The organism is Thalassobacterium sedimentorum, assembly GCF_031127905.1.
GTDB classification, from domain to species: domain Bacteria; phylum Verrucomicrobiota; class Verrucomicrobiia; order Opitutales; family Coraliomargaritaceae; genus Thalassobacterium; species Thalassobacterium sedimentorum.
In genome coordinates this window covers 148,427-168,503 of sequence record NZ_JARXIC010000007.1, presented here as the reverse complement: position 1 = coordinate 168,503, position 20,077 = coordinate 148,427, and the positions used below count along the sequence as shown (strand labels likewise).

The following is a 20,077-nucleotide window of genomic DNA, read 5'->3' as shown; positions in this document are numbered from 1 at the left end:
GCGGTCAGGGGCTGTTTTGTGTCTTTATTGAAGTATCTGGGTAGGGCGCTTTCGCCGAAAGCGCCGTCTTGCAGTTGATCGAGCTGCCCTGTATGTATAGTCATCGGCAGACGTTTTCGCATGGCGAACGGCTGTTTTGGCAAAACAGCCCTACCATATAACGAACTCTCCGAGTTTTCTCTTAGGCTAGTGCCAGCCTCTGTGGGCCGCTAAAGGAGCGTGATCTGAAGCTGGCAGTTCTTTTTAATTACGAAACATTCACCTTCGAAGTTTGCAGGTCGAGAGTAAGGACCTGCTGGTCAAGTTGCGTTAGTCGTCTTTATTGAAGTATTCTGGGTAGGGCGCTTTCGCCGAAAGCGCCGTCTTGCAGTTGATCGCGCTGCCCTGTATGTATAGTCATCGGCAGACGTTTCCGCATGGCGAACGGCTGTTTTGGCAAAACAGCCCTACCATACAACGAACTCTCCGAGTTTTCTCATAAGCTAGTGCCAGCCTCTGAAGGCTCTGTGCGTGCGCTTGCAACGGCGCCTCGCATCTCATTATACACTCGTGCCGTAAATTGCTGTAAGCCTTAAAACAACGAAGAATTTATGGAGCACCCCGAGGGGAAGTGGTTGGTCGACATCTGTATCCCACTCAAAGAAAAAGTTTAACTAATCTAATGAGAGCTGCGAAATGAGTGATATTGATCAAGACATTCAAGAGTTACGTGCCCGTTTAAAAGAGGGCTCGATTCGAAATGCTTATAAGGGAATTGTATCGTCTTTGAGTGCTGTGAACGCGCGGTAAAGCTATCTGAAAATTCCAACGATAGACCGAATAGACATTAGGCGCGCTTTCGTCGCCAGCGGCGCATCGACATCCAGACTCCTGTGACCAGCAGGATGAGGCCTGCCAAACTGCTCACGGCCCAAAAGAGTCGACCCCACCACGGAAAGGGGTGCCCTGTGTGTAGGATGTAAAAGTAGCGGCGATACCAGCCAACGGGTCCGGTCGTCGTGACGTCAAACTCGCTGTGCAATTGGCCGCTGGTCGGCGCCACTGAGAGCTTGAGATTGCCGCCGGGATGAAATTCGTGGTGCTGCTTTAGATGAAAGATGTAGGGGCGTTTGGCATTGCGGGTGCCTTGCACGCCACGAATCTCGGCGTCCGGATAATTAGCCTGCACCCAAGTCGCGGCCTCGGCGAGTGTCACCCATTGTTCCTGGGCGGGAGCTGTCTCAACGATCAGTTGGGGCGCTTCGAAGCGGGAGGGCTGTTCTTGCAGCTTGTCCAGTTGCTGGAAAATGAATTTCCCCCAAGTGAAAGTGATGCCTGTCAGGGCGAACACGCACAGAGGGAGTAGCGCGATCAGGCCCAATGCATTGTGCCAATCGAGGGCGCGGCCCCTCCGCCAAGCGCGGCTAAAGGTGCGTCCGCGCATCGGCCACCACAGAATGAGCCCGATCAGCGAGCTGATCGCTAAGATGAGCGAGCTGGCGCCGACGCTCCAGCGCCCCCACTTCTTTAAAGTCAGGGTGCGGTGCAAGTCTTCCATCAGGCGAATGAAAGTCGGATTATCAAACTCGCGGGTGATCTTGCCGGTATATGGATTGAGGTAGGCGCGCAGACTGCGTTCGGGACTGCCGTCGCTGGGCATTTCACGTGCGAACGCAAGATAGGCGGCGTCTCCCGATTCGGGGACTTGGAGATAGTTTAACAGTAGCGGTGGCTGGGCTTGCTCGTAGGCCTGCAAGACTTCGCTCAACGACATGGCGGGCCCATTTGCCTGGATGGCGTAGTGTTCTGGCTGCTCCCATTGGTAAAATTCCTTTTCAAAGGACAGCAGCACGCCGGTCACAAATACCACTAGCAAGGGCAAGGCCGCGATCCAGCTCAACCAAAAATGTAGGTGAAACCAGATCGGGCGTTGCCGTTTGGGAGCTTTGTTTGTTTCGGGCCTTGTCCTCATGCAGTTCTTTTAAAACTGAATGCGGGCACCGAGTGCAAAGAGAATTCCCGGATCTTCCTGCGTGGCGTTGTTGCGAGTGGTGGAGCCATCTGATTCCTCGCGGACAGAAGAATAGCCGAGGTCTTTTTCGTTTAACAGATTCTCGATACGACCGAATAGCATCAAGTCCTCTGTGACTTGCCAGCTAACCGCAGTGTCGATACGGAAAAACTCCTCGAAGGTTTCCACTTCACGCACGCCGGCGTCGTAGAATTCACGCTGTGAGCCGGAATCGTAGAGAGCAGTCGTCGTGAGTTCCCAGTCCTCGGCAAAGCGCCAGCTGAAGCCGAGCGATGCAGTGTGTTCTGGCAGCGGGGAGAAGCGTAGATCGAGATTCGTCGCGGCTGGATTGGTGCTGTCGACGCGACGGTTTTTGAGGCTGGTGTATCCGGTGAAAAGCTTGAGCTCCTCAGTGGCCTGCCATTCCAACCAAGCTTCGAAGCCTTTGGATTCGCCCTCGTCATAGTAAGGTGTGCCGGTGCCAGTATTTGCAAAATTGAAGATTCGGGATTCGGTGGTGTCGAAGTAAGTCAGGCGGATGGAGCCGTCGCCTTCTAGCAATTTAAAGTTACGCTTCCAGCCGATTTCCAGCGTTTCGGATTCGGATGGGTCCAGACCATCGGCTGGAGCACGATCCAAGAAACTGCCGCCGCCCCACCAGAGGTAGAACGCTTTGTTCAAGCGGTAGCCGGTAAAGTGACTTACGTGGAATTGTCCCAAGGCATTGAGGTTCACTGCCGCGCCGACGTTGTGCGCGACATGAGAAATATTGCGGAAAGCGTTGTCGATTTGCGTGCCGCGCAGCCCGACATTGAGTGTGACTCGATCGTTCCAATTGAAGCTGTTACGTGTGTAGACGCTCGTTTCGCCGAAATCATAGCGCTTTTCTGCATTGGTTTGGTCGCTAAAGTAATCATCTGAAAATTCAACGCCATTGATGGTTTCCATGCTCCATTCTTCGGAGAGTTCGAAGTGCTTCGAGAGATTGGTAAAGAGCTTAAAAGCTTCCTGTGGTCGGTCGCGTTCGCTGAGCCCCGTCGTATCATTAATCCGATTCTCGCGGAAATAATTGTAGGTCGTACCGATATCCCACTTCAAGTCGTTGTCTAGGACATGGTCATAGCGTAGACCCACGAAGATATTATCTTTTTCGGTGTGGTAGTCGGATGCATTTCCAGTGTTGAAGTAGTTGTGGTCTTCCGTGCCGCCGATCAACAGCAATTCTGCGCGTCCTTTGTCATTGGGACGATAGCCGATCTTGGTTAGCCCGGAATACAATTCCAAGTCTTGCAGCTGCCGCGAGTGGGTGTCGTAAGCATCCCCATAGTCGGCCTGTACCGTTTGTACGGCAGCGTAATAATCCCATTTGCCCTCACCTCCGGAGGTTTCTGCCATGCCGGTGATCTCTCCGATGGTGTTGTACTCCACTTGCAGGCCGGAATAAGGATTCTCTGCACTGCCGCGTTTGATCTGTGAGCGAATGGCACCGCCTGTGGCTTGGCCATAACGAACGCCAAGGGCACCGGTCTCGACGCTCATCTCTGTGAGCGCGATACTGGGTATTATACTGGAAAGCCCAGCGGTGTAGCCACCGTCTTCAGCCGAAACTGGCACCACATCAATGACCGGATAGTCGTCCACCAGCTGCACCACTCCCCAAGTCACGCCGCCGCGAATTGAAACAGGTCCGCCAAAGCGGTCCTTACTGCTCAAGCCACTGTTCACTCCGGGAAGCAGACGCAGGAGACTGTAGTTATTTACAGGTGTGAGCGACTCCACCATATCGCCTTCCAGGCTAGTTTGCGTCATGGTCGCATCAAAGCCTCTGGCGGCTTCCCCCGTTAGAGTCACCTCTGAAAAGGTAGCTTCGATAGGATCGGTAGCTTCATTTGTCTCTGCTTGAGAAACAAGCGGACAGATCGAAGTACTGGAAAGTGTTGCCAGGGTTAGATATGCGCAGGCAGATATTTTCTTAGATTTGATTTTAGCGAGCATATAAAATGAGATGGAGTCTCATTATCACAATGCAAGCGAAAAAACATTATGATCATTATTTAGTTAGTGACTCATTGAATGCCCGCACTTATTTGTGTCTCTTCACAGTTGAGCCTTAAGGGACTGATATTTGACTGCCCCGTTATCCTCTTCTTATTGGATCCGAGCTCTAAATTAGAAGGCGCTCGTTCGAAGTTCTGGCGACTCAGAGTCGACTCATAAACGCATTGGCTTCGTCGATAGAGGCTTCCATTTCTTTGACCAGGCTGGCGACTTCTTCTTGGATTTTGACCACTTCCACATCCAGCGCGGCGATCGCGCGGGCATTCAGGTTGTGCTTCAGGTAGAGCACTTGATCTTGAAACAGTTCGACCACGGGGGCCATGCTGGCTTCGGCCTTGCGCATTTTAGTCACCATGCCGTTGTAGCTGGCGCGGGTCTCGCGCAGTGAGCGTTGGCTGGAGCTACGCAGGCTAGCGCTTTGGTAGGATTCCAGTTCTTGTTCCCATTCGGCGAAGAGTGCTTCGGCCACCGACTCGACTTTGTCGATACGTTTGGAGACGCGCTCGGCGGCTTTCAAACTGTCTTCGTAGGCCGCGTTGATTTTGCTATAAACCGCCTCTAAATCGCCACCCTGATACTCCGTCACTGCGGTGAAGGCTTCCAGTGCGTCGGCAAAAGTTTCTTTAGCCTCTTCTTGTTCATCGCGGGCGTCTTCCACCCGATCGACCATCAGTTCACGTTTTTCGATGCCGAGCTTCTCCATGGAGGCATAATAAACCGACTGGCAGCCAGTGGCAGAGAAAATCATCGCAGCACAAACGATCGCATAAAATACTTTCATAATCCGAACTGTGGCGCGATTCAGCGAAACTGCAACTTCATAGAGCGTGTTCGTAGTGACAAGCTTCCAGCTTGTCGGAGATGGTTGCAGCACCCGTGCACAAGCTGGAAGCTCGTGACTACACCTTGGCTTCGTAAGCTTTTAGCAACTTTGCGTCGGCGAACAGTGGTCCGGCCGGTACGATACTGGCGACCAGTAGCCAGCCGGTGAGTTTCCACGACCACTTGTAATCCAGCTGACCCAATAAGGCGAAGCCGACGTAGGCCATCCACAAAATGCCGTGTGCCATCCCGATTGGGCGGATCAGCACATCGTTGCCCCAAATGTATTTAAGCGGCATCGCAATGCCGAAGAGCAAGATCGAGGAGATGGCTTCCCAGGTGCCTACGGAGCGCAGGCGGTGAAGTGTGCTGTCGAAACGGAACATAGTGCATTGTTGGAAACGAGAATGGGATGTAAGTCAATACGCACACGTGATCTGTTTCGTCGCAGGCTTGGCTCCGCCGCCCTGTGTGCTGGTTTGTATTAGCCCAAACGAACAATGACGGATTGCGAATGTTCGAAGTTATACTTACGTATCGAATTATGCCGGAACTGCCCGAAGTTAAAACCATTCAAGACCAGCTGAACGCGATCATGCCCTTTCGCATTCAGCGCTGCTCGTTGAGTCGAGTCGCGGATTCGATTGTGCATACAAAGATGGATCAACTTAGCGGACACTCCTTTCGCGAAGTGTCACGCAAGGGTAAGATGTTGGACTTCATCCTAGACGATGGCCGCCACCTCTTGAGTCATCTCGGCATGTCCGGCGGGTGGTTGATCGCGTCCGAGTGGATCACGACCAAGCATACCCATGTGCAATTTACCGGCGACTCCGGCTACCTCGGCTATGTCGATCCGCGCCGTTTTGGACACATGTATTTATACGATGAGGCGCAGGCCGCCGCCAAGTTGGCGGAATTGGGGCACGATCTTTTGTCGCCCGAATTTACCGCGCGCTATTTTAAGGCCTGCTTGCTGCGCTACCCGCAGCGGGCGGTTAAGGTCTCCTTATTGGATCAGTCGCTCTTTGCGGGCACTGGTAATTATATCGCCAACGAGATTTGCGCGCATGCTAGAGTTTTGCCACATCGATTGGTCCAAAGCCTGAGTACTCGGGAAATCAATAAATTGTATCGCGCGGTGTCTACTGTCATCCATGGCACCATCACCCGCGGCGGCGTTGCTTTTGGAGGTGGCTACCGTGATACTAAAGGCGACAAGGGCACCGGCGTGCAAAATCTGGTGGTTTTCTACCAGCAAGAATGTCAACTCTGCCAAAAGACGCCTGTGGTCAAAACCATCCTCGGCCAACGCGGCACCTACCATTGTCCACGCTGCCAGAAGTAGCTTGCGTGGGGAGTGGGGAGTAGAAAGTGGGAAGAATATTGAAGTTTTGTTTTAAATAGGTCGCTTATTGAGGGCAATGATCGCTGCGACGCCCACTCAACTCATCCTCGAAAGCCTTCGTTCGGCGCCGCTCTTGATCGGGGACCTGCCGGAGGCGGCGGTGCTGGATCGTTCGCGATTGGGCTCCACGGGCGCATGCGCTGTTGAGCCGCTTCGCTTTGACCAAAAGTTGGGGCACCTCTACGAGCAAGCGCTCGGTCGACTCTTGGAATCGTCCGCTGACTTTGAGCTGTTGGCGAGTCACTTGCAGGTCTTCGCCGAGAGCGGGCGCACCTTGGGGGAGCTGGACTTCCTCATGCACGATCTTGTGCAGGATCAGTATCTGCATTTGGAGTTGGCGGTTAAATTTTATCTCGCAGTCAAAGGGCGCGATGGCTGGCAGTTTCCCGGGCCGGACCCGCGCGACAATTGGCAACGCAAGTTGGATCGGCTGCGCAGGCATCAGTTACAATTGAGTCGCTTGCCGGAAACGCGTCAGCTCTTACGCCAGCGTTTTGGGATCGATGCCATCCAGACACAGCAACTGATTTACGGCTGTCTCTTTCTGCCGATGGGACAGGATGCGGTCCCGCCGCTGGAGCTGTTCTCGCCCAGCGCCCGCGTCGGCCACTGGCTGTATCTCAGTGAGTGGGCACAAAACTTCGCCGGAGTTGAGGAAGTGTTGCTCATGGACAAACCACTGTGGCCGGTCGAGCTGAGTTCGCAGGCAAAGCGCCAGTTTCCAGTGATTTCCGTGTCCAGGCTGCATCAATTCGCCAGCGAGCGTTGCACCCTGTTTTGCCTGCCCGATTCGCCGCAGCCCTATTTCTTAGCGCCACCTAGCTGGCCGGGGGGAATATCTTGATTGAGATTGTACTTTTTAGGGTGAATTACTAGAGCAGCACTGTGTTGATGTTCTTTGGTGGCTCACGTTAGCTGCGTTGGTATTTGTCTCGAATGTCCGATGCGCTTGCGGTAGGGGCGTCTCGCCGAGACGACCGTAGGCCTGGGGTGACTCGGATGTAGCCAAGGTTCGTTTATGTCTCTGGCTGCATTGTCTCTTATGCGTTTATGTGAAAGCTTATAGGCCTCGGAGTGGGGCTTGCTTTGGTGGGGATGTTTCAATTAGATATGTTGAATTCACGCTGAGTGAATTCTCTCCTTTTTATTCAGATAATTACCAATGATGCCTACCATACTTGCCTTCGGAGCTAGCACCAGCGCTCAGTCTATTAACAAGCAACTCGCTGGATATGCGGCCAATGCAATTCCTGATGCGAACGTTAAATTGATCGATCTCAACGATTTTGCGACGCCGATGTATTCCGTCGATGAGGAAGCCGTGAATGGGATTCCTGCAGCAGCGAAAGCTTTCGTTGCCGAGATTGAAGCCGCCGATGCTGTGATTGTGTCTTTGGCTGAGCATAACGGCAGCTATACGGCCGCGTTTAAAAACCTCTTCGACTGGGGCACTCGGCATAAGCAAAAAGTGTGGTCGGACAAAAAGATGTTGCTATTGAGCACCTCGCCAGGCGGGCGTGGGGGCGCAACTGTTTTGGCAGCCGCTGCCAGCACATTCCCGCACCTTGGCGGTGATGTGGTCGCGACCTTTTCTCTGCCATCGTTTGCTGACAATTTTTCGACGACAGATGGTATTCAGGACGAAGCTCTGAAAAAGACTTTTGCGCGCAAGCTCGCGGAGTTTCGCGCCTCACTCTAATTAACTGCCAGGCTTGATGGCTTCCGTCCCCTGTAGTTCCAGTGGGAGCTTGTCGGCTTCGTAGGTGGGGAAGCTGAGCTCGGCCAGACTGTGGTGGGGCACGTCAAAGCGGGTCTTGCCTTGGCTGCGGTCTACGATCACGCCGACGGCGACGGGCTCGGCTCCGTGGGCGCGGCATTGTTCCAGTGCTTCGACTACGCGGCCGCCACGGGTGATCACGTCTTCGACGATCAAAACCTTTTCGCCCGGCTCAAATTTGAAATTGCGGCGTAGTGCCAGTTTGTCGTCCACTTTTTCGAGGAAGACAAAGCGCAGGCCCAGTTGGCGTGCCACTTCTTGTCCGATCACCAGGCCGCCCATCGCGGGACCCACCACGGTGGTGGCGCCGTATTCTTTGAGCATCGGCACCATGATTTCGGCCAGACGAGTGACTTTATCCATGTATTGGCAGACTTGGGCGCACTGAAAGAAGTGTGCGCTATGTAGCCCCGAGCGGAGGAGGAAGTGGCCTTCAAGTAGGGCGCCGCTGTCTTTAAAAATCTGGATAACTTCGTCGTTTTGAGTACTCATGCGGCGCAGTGTGCGCCTGATCGGCGTAGTGACAAGCTTCCAGCTTGTCGAATTTTGTTGGACGACCCGCTGGAAGCTTGTCACTAGGTTAGGATGGATGCTTTTTTCGATTGGAATCAGCGAGTGGATCAAACGCAGCGTCATTTACCGCATTGGTCGCAGCAGCGAGTGATCTATTTTGCGACCTTTCGATTGGCTGATTCGATTCCTAAGCCCATTTTATCGGAGTGGGGCGAGCGAAAGAAATCATGGCTGGCGGCGCACCCCGAGCCGCATGATGAGGAGACTCAACGGGAGCATCATCGGCAGTTTACCTGGAAGTTTCACGATTATTTGGATCATGGCTATGGGGACTGTCTGCTGGGGAACGCTCAAGACTCGGAGATTGTTGCCGCTGCGATGCGGTATTTCGACAGCAAGCGCTATCAATTGGGGGATTGGGTCGTGATGCCCAATCACGTGCATGTTCTTTTTCAAACGCAAGACGAGTGGACACCTAAGCAAGTGTTGCACTCTTGGAAGTCGTATTCGGCTAGTAGGATTAACCAGCATCGCGAGTCTCAGGGGCAAGTTTGGCAGCATGAAAGTTATGACAGAATCGTGCGCTCGCTATCAGAGCTGTCTAGGATTGAGCACTATATTCGCAGCAACCCAGAAAGGGCTGGCATTGAGGTGGAACATGCGTCCTGGCTGATGTAGTGACGAGCTTTCAGCTTGTTGAATTCTGTCGGACGACAAGCTGGAAGCTTGTCACTACATTTTGAGCTGCGGGGCTTGTCGAATTTTGTTGGACGACCCGCTGGAAGCTTGTCACTACGTTGATATGCTTAATTTGCTACATCGCCATATACTTAAAGAGATCCTGGTCGCCACTGGCTTGGCTATGGGGCTCTTTATTTTTGTGCTGCTGGTGGGGAATGCGCTGCGCGATGTGGCTGAATTGGTGGTCGCAGGGAAGTTGGACTTCTGGGTCTTTCTTAAAGTTCTGGGCCTGTTGATCCCTTATGTGGCCTCCTTTGCGCTGCCGCTAGGGATGTTGACCGGCACTTTGATTGCATTGGGGCGCTTGTCGTCGCAGCGGGAAATTACTGCTATGAAGTCGGCGGGGCTGAGTTTATACCAGATTGCGGCTCCGGTTTTTCTGATCGCTTGCGTGGGCATGGTGGTCGCGGTGGTGGTGAATTTACATTATGCGCCACAGTCGCGTGTCGAGCGGAAGGCGCTGATGGCGAGTGCGCTCACGGACAATCCTGTCGGCTTCATCGAGGAGCGCCGCTTTATTCACGAGTTTCCTGGTTACGTGATCTATATGGGAGGGCGCGATGGCTCGATCATGAAGGATTTTTGGATTTGGGAGCTGGATAGCCAGCAGCGTGTCACCTTATTCCTGCGCGCAGCGGAGGGGGAGTTGCAGTACGATGAGGTGAATAAAGATCTGATTCTTACGCTTAAAAATGGCACCGCCGAACAGCGGGATGCAGATAATCCCGAAGCCTTCGGCGGAGAAATGCCGGACTCTTTATTTTTCGGTGAACTGCCGATCGCTCTGCCATTGGATCAATTGTTTGGTGAGAGTGATCGTAAGCGCAAGGTGCGCACTAAGGAGATGACTTTTGCCCAGCTGATGGAACGGCGGCAGGCCGAGCTGGACAAGGAAGCCGAGACTGGGGAGGGGATGACGGAGGAACGGCTGAAGGTGCAGATGCACATTCAGAAAAATTTTGCTTTGGCATTTTCAGTTTTTTCCTTGGCGGTTTTTGGAGTGCCGCTGGCGATTCAAGTGGGGCGTAAGGAAACGTATGCCAACCTTGGCATCGCGCTGGTGATCGCCATGAGCTACTACTTTTTGATCATCATGGTCAGTTGGTTGGAAGACCTGCCCGCATTGCGTCCTGATCTATTGATCTGGTTGCCAAATATAATTTTTCAAAGCATTGGCTTTTGGATGATCCGTCGGGCAAGCCGCCACTAATTTAAGGATGAAAGTCCTCGAAATCCAGAATCCACCCCCGGTGGAAGCGCTCGTGGAGTGCTTCGGACGGCAGCCGCTGTCCTTTGTCTTGGATAGTGCGCAGTCCAATGATGGCTTGGGGGCCTGGAGTTTTTTTGGCTCAGATCCCTTTCAAACTGTTACCGGAGATCTGGAGGATTTGCGTCAGGCGATGCAGGCCTATCCATTGGAATCGCATCCAGAGATTCCATTCACCGGGGGAGCGGTCGGTTACCTGAGTTACGATTATGGTCGGCGCTTAGAGCGCGTGCCCTGCCTCGCACAAGATGACCGCTCGATTCCTGATATGTCCTTCGGCCTCTACGATGGTGTGGCGGCACTCAATCACCAGAGTGGAATGCTGTATTTGATCGGGCATGATGTTCACATGGCTGCGGACGCGGTGATTGAGCGCCTGCGGTCAATCGTAGGGGCGCGACTTGTCACGCCCGCATCAGAGTCAGCTCACGTCAGCTCCGAGTCGCTTCCGTTTTGCCAAACTGCGGCGGGCGTCACCAGTGAAGCTCCTACCACGGGCGCCTCGGCGGCCATGTCTGCCGGCCGCGGCGCTTGGCAATGGAACTTTTCAAAGGCCGATTTCTGCACTGCGGTGCAGCGTGTGCGTGACTATATTGCCAGCGGCGACGTGTATCAGGTGAATCTCTCCCAGCGCGCCCGTTGCACCTTCGAGGGGGACAGCATTGCACTGTATCAAGCGCTCCGTCGTGGCAATCCTGCCCCTTACGGGGCCTATCTGGACCTAGGCGACTGGCAGCTCATTTCCACTTCGCCGGAGCAGTTTCTGCAAAAGCGCGGTCGTGCGCTGGAGACGCGGCCGATTAAGGGCACCCGCCCGCGTGGTGCGAGCGCAGAAGAGGACTTGCAGCAAGCGGCCGCTCTGCGTGCTTCAGAAAAGGACCGCGCAGAGTTGTTGATGATCGTCGATCTCGAGCGTAATGATCTGGGGCGTATCGCGGAATTCGGCTCGGTGCAGGTCGAAGGATTGTATCAGTTGGAGCATTATGCGCGTGTCATTCATCAGACCGCGCGCGTCAAGGCCAGGCTCCGAGAGGGCAAGGATGTCTACGATGCCCTGGCGGCGCTTTTCCCCGGCGGCTCTATCACCGGCGCGCCCAAAGTGCGTGCGATGGAGATTATCGAAGCGCTCGAGCCCACTCGACGCGGCGCCTATTGTGGCTCCATCGGCTACATCGGCTTCGATGGCGATGCCGAGTTTAATATAGCCATTCGCAGTCTGCACCTGAAAGCGGGGCAACTTGATTATCAAGTGGGCGGTGGGATTGTCTGGGACTCACAGCCAGAGGCCGAATACCAAGAAACCTTAGATAAAGCCCGCGCCATTCGCGAGGCGATCGATCAATTATGCCAGACCTCGTCATAATTCCGCCCACTGAGTGCGTGATGCTCGCGCCAACTGCGCCCGGCTTTGCACATGGCTTCGGGCTTTTCGAAACCATGCGCTACGACGCGGGCCGTCTCTATTTTTGGCAGGACCACTGGGCTCGCCTGACACGTTCTGCGCGGCATTTCACGCTCGATTTGCCCGCGGAAGCGGCAGTGCTGCGGGCTTTGCGTCAACTGGTCACGTCGGCGGCGATGCAATCTGGCATTTTGAAACTGTCCCTACTCAAGCATGCGGAGGGCAGCTGCCTTTATGTGTATGCCCGCCCACCTTTGCCGGCACCCGATCGCCGCTGCTTGCGGCTTGATACGGATTGTCCGATTGGCCGCCGTTCCTTGCTGGCTGGACATAAAACCCACAATTACATGGAGGCCATGTGCCTGCTGCAGCGCGCACGTGAGCGAGGTTATTATGATGCCCTACGTCTCGATGACGCAGGCATGCTCGCGGAAACCACCACCGCCAACCTCTTTTTTGTCAGAGACGGTCGCTTATATACCCCTGCGCTCGATACCGGTATCCTGCCGGGGGTGACGCGTGCCGCGTTGTTGCGCGCCACTGAGTTAGGCATCGTCGAGGGACGATTCACTCCCGATGATTTGTTCGAGGCTGAGGCGGTCTTCGTGACTAATGCGACTCATGGCGTGCAAATTGTCGAGGGTATCGATGGTTTTAGTGGGGGGCGCCGACTTGATTTGACTGGCGCTTCGCAGGCTTGTCAGGCGATAGAGTCAGTGCTGGTACGGGCTCAGGCCGAACGGGCCTATCAACTCATTTGAAAAAACGCTTTACACTCGCCTGCTTTTCTGGCTCTTTCCAGCCTTTCCACTAATTTCAACAGCAATTTACACATGGGTAACCTCAAGAAAAAACGCCGTCTCAAGATGAACAACCACAAACGTCGCAAGCGTTTGAAGTCCAATCGCCACAAGAAGCGCACTTGGTAATTTCTGGCAGTCACGCGGTAATCACTGGGTGATTCTCCAAAAAGCAATTTCTACAAACGACTCTCCCTCGCAGGAGAGTCGTTTTTTTGCGTCGGTTGTTAGTCGTTGACGAGATTGGGGAGCGAGGTCTTGAGCGATGCGCGGGCGCGTCGAGCAGTCGAACTGCGTGAGCAATCGTCAATTATACCAATTCGAAAAAAGTTTGGTCCTAAGAAATATATCTTTTGTAACCTCGGTTCTCGGAACCGGGGCGATGTTAATCCCTCCCCCAAACAAAGTTTCGAGGCTACGCTAAGGCCAAGCTTATAGATCATATATTCTTGGAAGTGGTATTAGACGTGACTGGCCTCTGTTTTTCTGAGCTCTGACTTCTGAATTAAGGTTCATATCGCTACAGATTGACAGCTCACCGACTCTTCAACTTTCTGGTGCGATGTCTTCGATTTTCGATCCCTATTTTGCCAAGAGCCCGACGCTGAAATTACTGCGTAGCCCGAGCGCTTGCTTTGTGTTGGGCTTCTTTTTTGTGAGTTTTAAGGAAAATGGTCTGACGCAAATTCCGGAAGAGGACTTGGAGGCGCTCTTGGATCGGCATTTGCAGGACGCGCGTGCAGCGGATCCGGATGCCATGCCGCGCGATGCGCGATTTTATTTGAATCAGTGGTGTGAGGAGAGTCATCGACTCTTGCAGAAGCGTTTCGTGGAGGCGCAGAACAGCTATGTGTATCAACTCACGCAGTTTAGTGAGAAGGCGCTGGCCTGGGTGGAGGACTTGCGACGGGGGGATCGACGTGGTTATACCACCTCGGACTCTCGTTTTACCCGCATCGTCTCGGAGTTGCGTCGCATTGAGCGCGAGACGAATTCTAACCCGGAGGCGCGACGCAAGGAGTTGTTGAAGCAGCGTGATGAGATCGATGCGGAACTGCAGCAAATCCGCGAGACGGGCAAGGTCGACACGCTGGATCCGGCAGCGGTCAAGGATGCGCTACACGACTTGGAGACCGACATTGACGAATTTTTGAGCGACTTTCGCTCGATTGAGGAGACTTTCCGCGAGCAAGCGCGCGACATTCAGAATTTATATCTGGAGCAGCAACTCTCGAAGGGAGATTTGGTGGCGCATGTGTTGGACGCCGACGAGGCGCTGCGGAGTCGAGATCAGGGCCGCAGTTACTTCGGCTTTCGTGAGTCGATTACCTCGGTCGAGAATCGCGAGGAACTGCTGGCGCTGGCGAAGCGCGCTGCTGAGCTGGCACAGACGCATGAGCTGGACGCGCACGTTTTCCAACAATTGCCCAAGCGTCTCTACGATGAAGTGTCGAGCGTGGCTGGAATTTACCGCCGCATCTCGGGGCAACTGCGTCGTGTGGTGGAGGAGCAGACTTCGCAACAGACGCGCTACTTAATGGAATTGCTGGGTGAGGTGCGCTCCTTGGCCAATGCCTGTGGCGATTTGCCTGCCGATGAGGCATTGCACCATTGGGAAGAGCCCGTTCGTTTTAACAATTTTATGGAAGTTGGCACTTGGGAAGCCCCGGAGTCGACGCGTTTCGAAGAGATCGATCCGGACGAGGCGAGGAGCGTGGCTTCCTTGAAAGATGCGTTGGGCCGCATTGGTAAACCGCTGAATTTGCCGAAATATCGCAAACGCCTAGACGAGGTCCTGGATGCGCAGCCGCAGGTAAGCCTGCGCGAGTTGGTGGAGCGCTATCCGATCGAGTCGGGCATCGTGGATGTGGTCGCTTATGTGGCGGTTGCGGGCGAGGGCTCGCAGAATGTCTTTTACCCCGAAACCATGCAGATCGACTTAAAGCGCGAAGTGCAACCGCGCTATGCTGAACTTGAGAAAATCGTCTTTATAAAATGAATCCCTCCGTCATCACAATTCGCCACGTCATCGTTCAACTGGTGCGTGGACCACTCTATCAGGAAGAGACAGAGTCCTGGGCTCGCTTGCTGCGCGACCGTCATCAGGTCGAATCACATTTCCATCTGATGGGCCTGGACCTCGTCGTGGATGAGGACGCGGGCTACGCCTTTCTGCGCAATGAAGATACGAGCGAAGAAGAGGAAGAGCCGTCCGAGAGTCACGAGGGCGAAGCGCCGCTGCCACGATTGATGCGTCGCACGCCGCTGTCTTTTCTGCCGACGGTGCTGTTGACGGAGCTGCGCGAGCGCTTGCTGCGGCATGATCAATCCACCGATGGCACCGATTATCTCTACCTGGAATTTCGCGATATTCTGGAGTTTATGCGCCCCTATTGTGGCGAGACCGGCAACGAGCAAAAGATCGAGAAAAAGGTCAAAGCCGCCGTGGCACGCTTGGCGGAATTGTCCGCCCTGCGTCAAGTGCCTAACCGCAGCGAGGTGATCTATCGCGTCGAGCCGATCCTGCGGGCCAAGCTACCTGTCGACCAGATCGAGGCGATTCGCAATCGTTTGAAAGCGCACTTGGGCCAAGAGGATGTCGCCGAGGATGCGACGGAGGATACCGACGAAGGCGAGATTGAAGAAACAGAAGAGGACGCAGAGGTATGAATCACGAACCACAAGCTACGCTAGAATTTGCACCCGATCGTTCCACGGCCGGATTTCGCTTACATCAATTTTCAGTTCTGAACTGGGGCACCTTTCATGGGCGCGTGCACAGTTTTGCGCCCGACGGCCGCACCAGTCTGTTGAGCGGTGGTAATGGTGCCGGTAAATCGACTTTGGCCGATGCAGTGCTCACCATCCTGATCGATAGCCGCAAGCGAAACTATAATCAGGCCTCGGCCGGCGGCGGCGAGCGTAAGCAAAAGAAAGAGCGTAACGAAAAAGACTATGTGCTCGGCACATATTCCGAAGAGCACGATCAGGAGCGAGGCTACGGGCGTCCCAAGCAGCTGCGTAAAGCAGGGCAATCGGTCACTGTTTTGTTGGCTTATTTTTACAACGAAACTTATCAACAACATGTGACCTTGGCACAGGTGCTGTGGCTCACGCCGGCCAAGAAATTGGAGCGCGCCTATGTGGTGGCGAAGAAGAAACTGACCATCGAGGATGATTTCAAAGATCTGGGCAGTCCATCCGAGGTAAGGCAAAAACTGAAGGAGCGGGCACTGGAGCCCTTGGACACCTTTACGCTCTACTCGCAGCGCTTTCATGAGGCGCTTTGTCTGTCGGCGGAAAAGAACCCGATGGATATTTTCAATCAGGCGGTGTGCATCAAGGACATCAGTAACCTGACCAATTTCATTCGCGAATACATGCTGGACGACGGCGGCGCGCCCAAAAAACTGGAAGAGTTGCGTAACAACTTTGAGGAACTGCGCCGCACCTACGAGCGTATCGAGCGTGAGAAAAAACGTCTCGACCGGCTCAACGAAATTCACCGTCTCAATAACACCGTGCAGATCCAGGAGGATCAGGTCGACCATTGGACCGCTTGCATCGAGGCTGCGCCGTTGTTTTTCGCAGAGACCGAGTTGAAGTTTAGAACCGCGGATGCAGAAGAAATCGAACGCGAATTGGTCAAAGCGCGGGCCGAGGAAACGTCCGAAGGTTTAAAAGTGGAGGCACAACAAGAACGCATCCAGCAGCTGACCATCGCGATTGAATCCAGTGAGACCGGGCGTCGCCTACAGCAGATCAAGGCAGAGCTGGCGCAGTTGCAGCAACAGATTAAGCCGCGCCAAGCGCGTTATAAACAGTTTATCGCGCGCGCCGAAAAGTGGCGCACGGGCACCGTCTGCCAAGCGGAAGCGGACTTTATTGAGCTGCTGGCCGAAGCTCAGAAAGATGCCGAACGATTGGGTAAACGCTCTAAGGCCTTAGGGAGACAGCTGGATCAACTGCGGGCAGAATTGGAGCAGCTCACTTTGCAACAAGAGCAGATTAGTGCCGAGGTGCGCAGTCTACAAGAGCGAGAGGGCAATATCGACGACAAGCTTACCCGCATGCGCGACGGCATCGCTAAGGCCTTGAAAGTTCGCCCGAAGGAACTGCCCTTCGTTGGTGAACTGGTGCAAGTCAAAGAAAGCGAAGCCATCTGGACGGGCGCGATCGAGCGACTGGTGCATAGCTTTGCACTCTGCGTGCTGGTGCCGGGGCGTTTGCGCAAACAGATGGACGACTATGTGCACCGCACCAATCTGCGCGGCTTGTTGGTGTATCATGTGGTGGAGGGCGAAGCGCGCTCTACCAATCCACAATTGCATGCCGAGGCCGTGGCCGCCAAGCTGGAGATTCACGCCGATGCGGGAGAGTTTGATCGTTGGCTGGCTGCCGAGCTTAGTTATCGTTACGACCATCTGTGCTGTGAGGCGCCGGACGAGTTGTTCAATCGCGCGAAGACGGCCATTACGGTTGGCGGCCTAATCAAGCAACGCGGCTCCGAGCGACGCAAGGACGACCGTCACGATATCAATGACCGCAGCCGCGATGTTTTGGGTTGGGATAATTCGACCAAGATCAAAGCCTTGCAAACCCGCCATGCCGAGCAAGAGGTGACGCGTAGCGAACTCGTGGAGAATGTGCGTAAGCTGACTAACGAAAAAGACGGCATCGATACCGCCTTGCAGGCCGCAAAATCATTGCCCGACATTGCCAGCGATTGGGATGCCGTGGATTATTTCAGCCCCGCACTGGCTCAGGATGAGCTCAAGGTCGAGCGCCAGCGACTCGAATCCAGTTCCGACGAACAGAGTAGTTTACAGGCGCAACTCGAGGAGGCCAAGGCCGCCAAAGCACGCGCGAGCGAGAATAGCAAAAATGCGCGCGAACGCTTGGGCGCGTGGAAGGCGCGTCAGGAGCAAAACGAGAGCGGCATGCAGGACTGCCAGACGATTATTGATCTTGCCAACGAGAATCCCGAGCAAATGCAAGTCATGCAGGAGCGCTTGCCTGCGGTGAAAAAGCTACTCGAGATTCCGCCCACCAGTGTCGCGGCATTACAAACTGCAAAGTCGCAAATCAGCAGTGAGCTGGATCGCAAGCGCAGTGAAGCCAACCGCAAACGCAATGATGCTGGCAACGCCGCCAAGTTAGAGATTCAGCGCTTCCTCGACGATGTCAAAAACGAGGAGCCCAAACTGCATGATGAACTGTACACCGATGGCCTCGCGGTTCCGGGATATAGTGAGTCCTTGTTCGCGCCCTTTGAAAAGCTGCGCATTCGCATCGAGGAGGAAGACCTGCCTAAAAATCAGCAACGTTTTAATCGCTTGCTACAGACCAATTTGATCGAGGACGTTTCCAGCTTTGATGGGTTGCTGAGTCAGCATGCGGAAACCATTAAGAACCGCATCGCCGACTTGAACTTGCATTTGAAAGAAGTCGATTTCGACCGCAATAAACACACCTATATTCAGCTCGTTCCCGAGCGCACCGACGATGATAAACAGAAACGCTTTCGTGCGCTGCGTCAGTATGCTTTGGAAAATATCGTGCAGGAAGAGAACACCGACGAAGAGCGCTCCGAGCGCTTCAACCGCGTGCGTCACTTGCTGGACGAACTGAGCAAAGATGAGAAATGGACGCAGCAGGTGGTCGATGTTCGTAACTGGTTCAACTTCCGGGCCGACGAATTTTACCGTGAGACCGATGAAAGCTTCCAGTGTTATTCCGGTGCTTCCGGGAAGTCTGGCGGTGAAAAGAATCGGCTCGCTTCTACCATTCTCGCCACCGCGATTGCTTATCAATATGGCATCTCGCTGAACAACGATCACCAGACCGAAACCTTCCGCTTGGTCGTGGTGGACGAAATGTTTAGTAAGACCGACGATGAGTTTTCGACTTATTTGCTAGAGCTGTTTAAACAGTTCAGCCTGCAACTGATCATCGTGCAGCCCTTGGACTCCAAGGTCCACCTGGTGCAGAAATATGTCGAACGCTACCACATTGTAACCCGGCCCAACGTGCATTCGGAAATTCATAATCTGGATGTTTACGAATATAAACAACTGATGGACGAAGTCGCGGACTCATGACCTTGGATGACTTACGCAATAAGGCCGCTCGCAAACTGAACGAAGTTTTGCGCGGTCTGATTGTGGGGGATTCTGTATTCCCTTTGCCAATACGTATCGCCAAACCCAAGACCACGGCGCCCCTGTCGGAGTGGCGCGCGATCGACAGTTTAATACGTTCGCAGAGTCGCGAGTCATTGGGCTTCGGTTATACCATCGAGTGGGCGACTGTGAATTCGAAGCGGCATGGCAAGAACGAGTTTCCCGTGCGACTCAGCTTCGCCTCCGCAGATGATTTTCTAAAGTATTTAGGAGCCGAGCACGAAGCGCAGGCAGTGCTGGCAAATGTGACCCGTCTCTGTGAGTGGACCCCCTCCGCACGTCCCTGGTGTGCGGAGCATCTGCCGCTGATGCGTAAGCCCGCCGAAACGATTCAGCATGTCATCAAACTATTGACTTATTTACAGGCCAATCCTGCTCCCGGACTCTATCCGCGGCAATTGCCGGTAGCCGTGCCGACTAAGTTTTTCGAACAAGAGCGCCCCTTGTTGTCCGCGCTGGTGCAGGCCTTCGCGCCTGAGTGTCGGGTGCAGACGGAGGGCACACTTGAAGAGCAGCTCGGGCTGATGAGCAAGGAGAGCCTAATCGAGTTTCGCTCCTTGGACCCGACGATTAAATTGCTGCCCTTCGGTCATGCGATGGCCACAGCGCGTGAGTTAGCGGAGAAAGCGCATTATTTTGAGGCCTTTGAGCGCGTCATTGTCGTGGAAAATCACGTGCCTTTTTTGACGCTGCCGCAGTTGCCCAAAACTATAGCGATCATGGGGCATGGTTTTGCGGTCAGTCGATTGGGCCGCGTTGGGTGGTTGGCAGCCAAGCACGTTTACTATTGGGGCGATATCGACCTCTCCGGATTTGGGATCCTCGCGCAATTCAGAGCGGCACTTCCCACGGTTGAATCGATCCTAATGGATGTCGAGACCTTTGAGCGCTGCCGCGCCTATCAGCAGCCGCACAGCGCGGAGCAGCAACTCTCCGAAGCGCAGCAGATTTATTTAACTGCCGCAGAGTCGGCCATGGTCAGCCAGCTCCAAGCACTTTCCGGCATACGCATCGAGCAAGAGCAGATCGATTATACTATGGTACAAGAGATCCTACGAAGACGCATTGCGCCCGAAGCGCTCACTCTTAACCAGGATGCAATGAGGTAAGAGTGACG

General features: G+C 54.2%; 17 protein-coding genes. 12 read left to right on the top strand and 5 right to left on the bottom strand.

Annotated elements, in window-relative coordinates; genetic code table 11:
- Positions 1 to 826 precede the first annotated feature (826 nt).
- From QEH59_RS06275 to QEH59_RS06260, 4 genes are all read right to left on the bottom strand, one after another.
- Entirely contained in the window at positions 827 to 1,951 is a 1,125-nt protein-coding gene (locus QEH59_RS06275; protein ID WP_308984504.1) for a PepSY-associated TM helix domain-containing protein, read from the bottom strand.
- Positions 1,952 to 1,960: 9 nt separating this feature from the next.
- Positions 1,961 to 3,985: a TonB-dependent receptor gene (locus QEH59_RS06270; RefSeq protein ID WP_308984503.1), complete on the bottom strand. Its 2,025-nt coding sequence runs from the start codon at positions 3,983 to 3,985 to the stop codon at positions 1,961 to 1,963.
- 205 nt (positions 3,986 to 4,190) lie between these two features.
- Complete coding sequence (locus tag QEH59_RS06265) at positions 4,191 to 4,829, bottom strand: DUF2959 family protein (protein ID WP_308950002.1); 639 nt, start codon at positions 4,827 to 4,829, stop codon at positions 4,191 to 4,193.
- A gap of 118 nt (positions 4,830 to 4,947) precedes the next feature.
- Positions 4,948 to 5,256, bottom strand: coding sequence for a DUF3817 domain-containing protein (locus tag QEH59_RS06260; RefSeq protein WP_308950001.1), 309 nt, complete (start codon positions 5,254 to 5,256; stop codon positions 4,948 to 4,950).
- Between the two features lie 128 nt (positions 5,257 to 5,384).
- Here QEH59_RS06260 and QEH59_RS06255 point away from each other — a divergent pair, with 128 nt between their 5' ends.
- From QEH59_RS06255 to QEH59_RS06245, 3 genes are all read left to right on the top strand, one after another.
- Positions 5,385 to 6,218, top strand: a complete 834-nt coding sequence (locus QEH59_RS06255; RefSeq protein ID WP_308984502.1) for an Fpg/Nei family DNA glycosylase — start codon at positions 5,385 to 5,387, stop codon at positions 6,216 to 6,218.
- A gap of 76 nt (positions 6,219 to 6,294) precedes the next feature.
- Entirely contained in the window at positions 6,295 to 7,122 is an 828-nt protein-coding gene (locus QEH59_RS06250; RefSeq protein ID WP_308984501.1) for a DUF1853 family protein, read from the top strand.
- Between the two features lie 318 nt (positions 7,123 to 7,440).
- The gene (locus QEH59_RS06245) at positions 7,441 to 7,977 is read left to right on the top strand and encodes an NADPH-dependent FMN reductase (protein ID WP_308984500.1); all 537 of its coding nucleotides are present in this window, start codon (positions 7,441 to 7,443) and stop codon (positions 7,975 to 7,977) included.
- Here the strand turns inward: QEH59_RS06245 and pyrE are convergent, their stop codons facing one another.
- The gene (gene pyrE, locus QEH59_RS06240) at positions 7,978 to 8,547 is read right to left on the bottom strand and encodes an orotate phosphoribosyltransferase (RefSeq protein ID WP_308984499.1); all 570 of its coding nucleotides are present in this window, start codon (positions 8,545 to 8,547) and stop codon (positions 7,978 to 7,980) included.
- Positions 8,548 to 8,640: 93 nt separating this feature from the next.
- On the opposite strand from pyrE, the gene QEH59_RS06235 reads away from it, so the two are divergent.
- From QEH59_RS06235 to QEH59_RS06195, 9 genes are all read left to right on the top strand, one after another.
- Positions 8,641 to 9,246, top strand: a complete 606-nt coding sequence (locus QEH59_RS06235; RefSeq protein WP_308984498.1) for a transposase — start codon at positions 8,641 to 8,643, stop codon at positions 9,244 to 9,246.
- Positions 9,247 to 9,370: 124 nt separating this feature from the next.
- Entirely contained in the window at positions 9,371 to 10,519 is a 1,149-nt protein-coding gene (locus QEH59_RS06230; RefSeq protein ID WP_308984497.1) for an LptF/LptG family permease, read from the top strand.
- Positions 10,520 to 10,526: 7 nt separating this feature from the next.
- Positions 10,527 to 11,939, top strand: a complete 1,413-nt coding sequence (pabB, locus tag QEH59_RS06225) for an aminodeoxychorismate synthase component I (RefSeq protein WP_308984496.1) — start codon at positions 10,527 to 10,529, stop codon at positions 11,937 to 11,939.
- The gene (locus QEH59_RS06220; RefSeq protein WP_308984495.1) at positions 11,921 to 12,739 is read left to right on the top strand and encodes an aminotransferase class IV; all 819 of its coding nucleotides are present in this window, start codon (positions 11,921 to 11,923) and stop codon (positions 12,737 to 12,739) included. The genes pabB and QEH59_RS06220 overlap by 19 nt, the downstream gene beginning before the upstream one ends.
- Before the next feature lie 72 nt (positions 12,740 to 12,811).
- Positions 12,812 to 12,907 carry an AURKAIP1/COX24 domain-containing protein gene (locus tag QEH59_RS06215; protein ID WP_155417653.1) on the top strand — a complete coding sequence of 32 codons (96 nt, stop codon included), beginning with the start codon at positions 12,812 to 12,814 and terminating at the stop codon, positions 12,905 to 12,907.
- A gap of 433 nt (positions 12,908 to 13,340) precedes the next feature.
- Complete coding sequence (locus QEH59_RS06210) at positions 13,341 to 14,777, top strand: DUF3375 family protein (RefSeq protein WP_308984494.1); 1,437 nt, start codon at positions 13,341 to 13,343, stop codon at positions 14,775 to 14,777.
- Positions 14,774 to 15,448 (top strand): DUF4194 domain-containing protein, encoded by a 675-nt coding sequence (locus QEH59_RS06205; RefSeq protein WP_308984493.1) that lies wholly within the window; start codon positions 14,774 to 14,776, stop codon positions 15,446 to 15,448. The genes QEH59_RS06210 and QEH59_RS06205 overlap by 4 nt, the downstream gene beginning before the upstream one ends.
- On the top strand, positions 15,445 to 18,879 hold the full coding sequence (locus QEH59_RS06200; protein ID WP_308984492.1) for an ATP-binding protein: 3,435 nt from the start codon (positions 15,445 to 15,447) through the stop codon (positions 18,877 to 18,879). The genes QEH59_RS06205 and QEH59_RS06200 overlap by 4 nt, the downstream gene beginning before the upstream one ends.
- Entirely contained in the window at positions 18,876 to 20,069 is a 1,194-nt protein-coding gene (locus QEH59_RS06195) for a Wadjet anti-phage system protein JetD domain-containing protein (RefSeq protein WP_308984491.1), read from the top strand. Before QEH59_RS06200 ends, QEH59_RS06195 begins: the two co-directional genes overlap by 4 nt.
- Positions 20,070 to 20,077 lie beyond the last annotated feature (8 nt).

Excerpts from the sequence above, each read along its gene's own strand:
- pabB (WP_308984496.1), top strand. The coding sequence starts at position 10,527 with ATGAAAGTCCTCGAAATCCAGAATCCACCCCCGGTGGAAGCGCTCGTG.
- QEH59_RS06230 (WP_308984497.1), top strand. The coding sequence starts at position 9,371 with ATGCTTAATTTGCTACATCGCCATATACTTAAAGAGATCCTGGTCGCC.
- QEH59_RS06245 (WP_308984500.1), top strand. The coding sequence starts at position 7,441 with ATGATGCCTACCATACTTGCCTTCGGAGCTAGCACCAGCGCTCAGTCT.
- pyrE (WP_308984499.1), bottom strand. The coding sequence starts at position 8,547 with ATGAGTACTCAAAACGACGAAGTTATCCAGATTTTTAAAGACAGCGGC.
- QEH59_RS06255 (WP_308984502.1), top strand. The coding sequence starts at position 5,385 with ATGTTCGAAGTTATACTTACGTATCGAATTATGCCGGAACTGCCCGAA.
- QEH59_RS06220 (WP_308984495.1), top strand. The coding sequence starts at position 11,921 with ATGCCAGACCTCGTCATAATTCCGCCCACTGAGTGCGTGATGCTCGCG.
- QEH59_RS06210 (WP_308984494.1), top strand. The coding sequence starts at position 13,341 with ATGTCTTCGATTTTCGATCCCTATTTTGCCAAGAGCCCGACGCTGAAA.
- QEH59_RS06195 (WP_308984491.1), top strand. The coding sequence starts at position 18,876 with ATGACCTTGGATGACTTACGCAATAAGGCCGCTCGCAAACTGAACGAA.
- QEH59_RS06250 (WP_308984501.1), top strand. The coding sequence starts at position 6,295 with ATGATCGCTGCGACGCCCACTCAACTCATCCTCGAAAGCCTTCGTTCG.
- QEH59_RS06275 (WP_308984504.1), bottom strand. The coding sequence starts at position 1,951 with ATGAGGACAAGGCCCGAAACAAACAAAGCTCCCAAACGGCAACGCCCG.
- QEH59_RS06215 (WP_155417653.1), top strand. The coding sequence starts at position 12,812 with ATGGGTAACCTCAAGAAAAAACGCCGTCTCAAGATGAACAACCACAAA.
- QEH59_RS06270 (WP_308984503.1), bottom strand. The coding sequence starts at position 3,985 with ATGCTCGCTAAAATCAAATCTAAGAAAATATCTGCCTGCGCATATCTA.
- QEH59_RS06200 (WP_308984492.1), top strand. The coding sequence starts at position 15,445 with ATGAATCACGAACCACAAGCTACGCTAGAATTTGCACCCGATCGTTCC.
- QEH59_RS06260 (WP_308950001.1), bottom strand. The coding sequence starts at position 5,256 with ATGTTCCGTTTCGACAGCACACTTCACCGCCTGCGCTCCGTAGGCACC.
- QEH59_RS06235 (WP_308984498.1), top strand. The coding sequence starts at position 8,641 with ATGGATGCTTTTTTCGATTGGAATCAGCGAGTGGATCAAACGCAGCGT.
- QEH59_RS06205 (WP_308984493.1), top strand. The coding sequence starts at position 14,774 with ATGAATCCCTCCGTCATCACAATTCGCCACGTCATCGTTCAACTGGTG.
- QEH59_RS06265 (WP_308950002.1), bottom strand. The coding sequence starts at position 4,829 with ATGAAAGTATTTTATGCGATCGTTTGTGCTGCGATGATTTTCTCTGCC.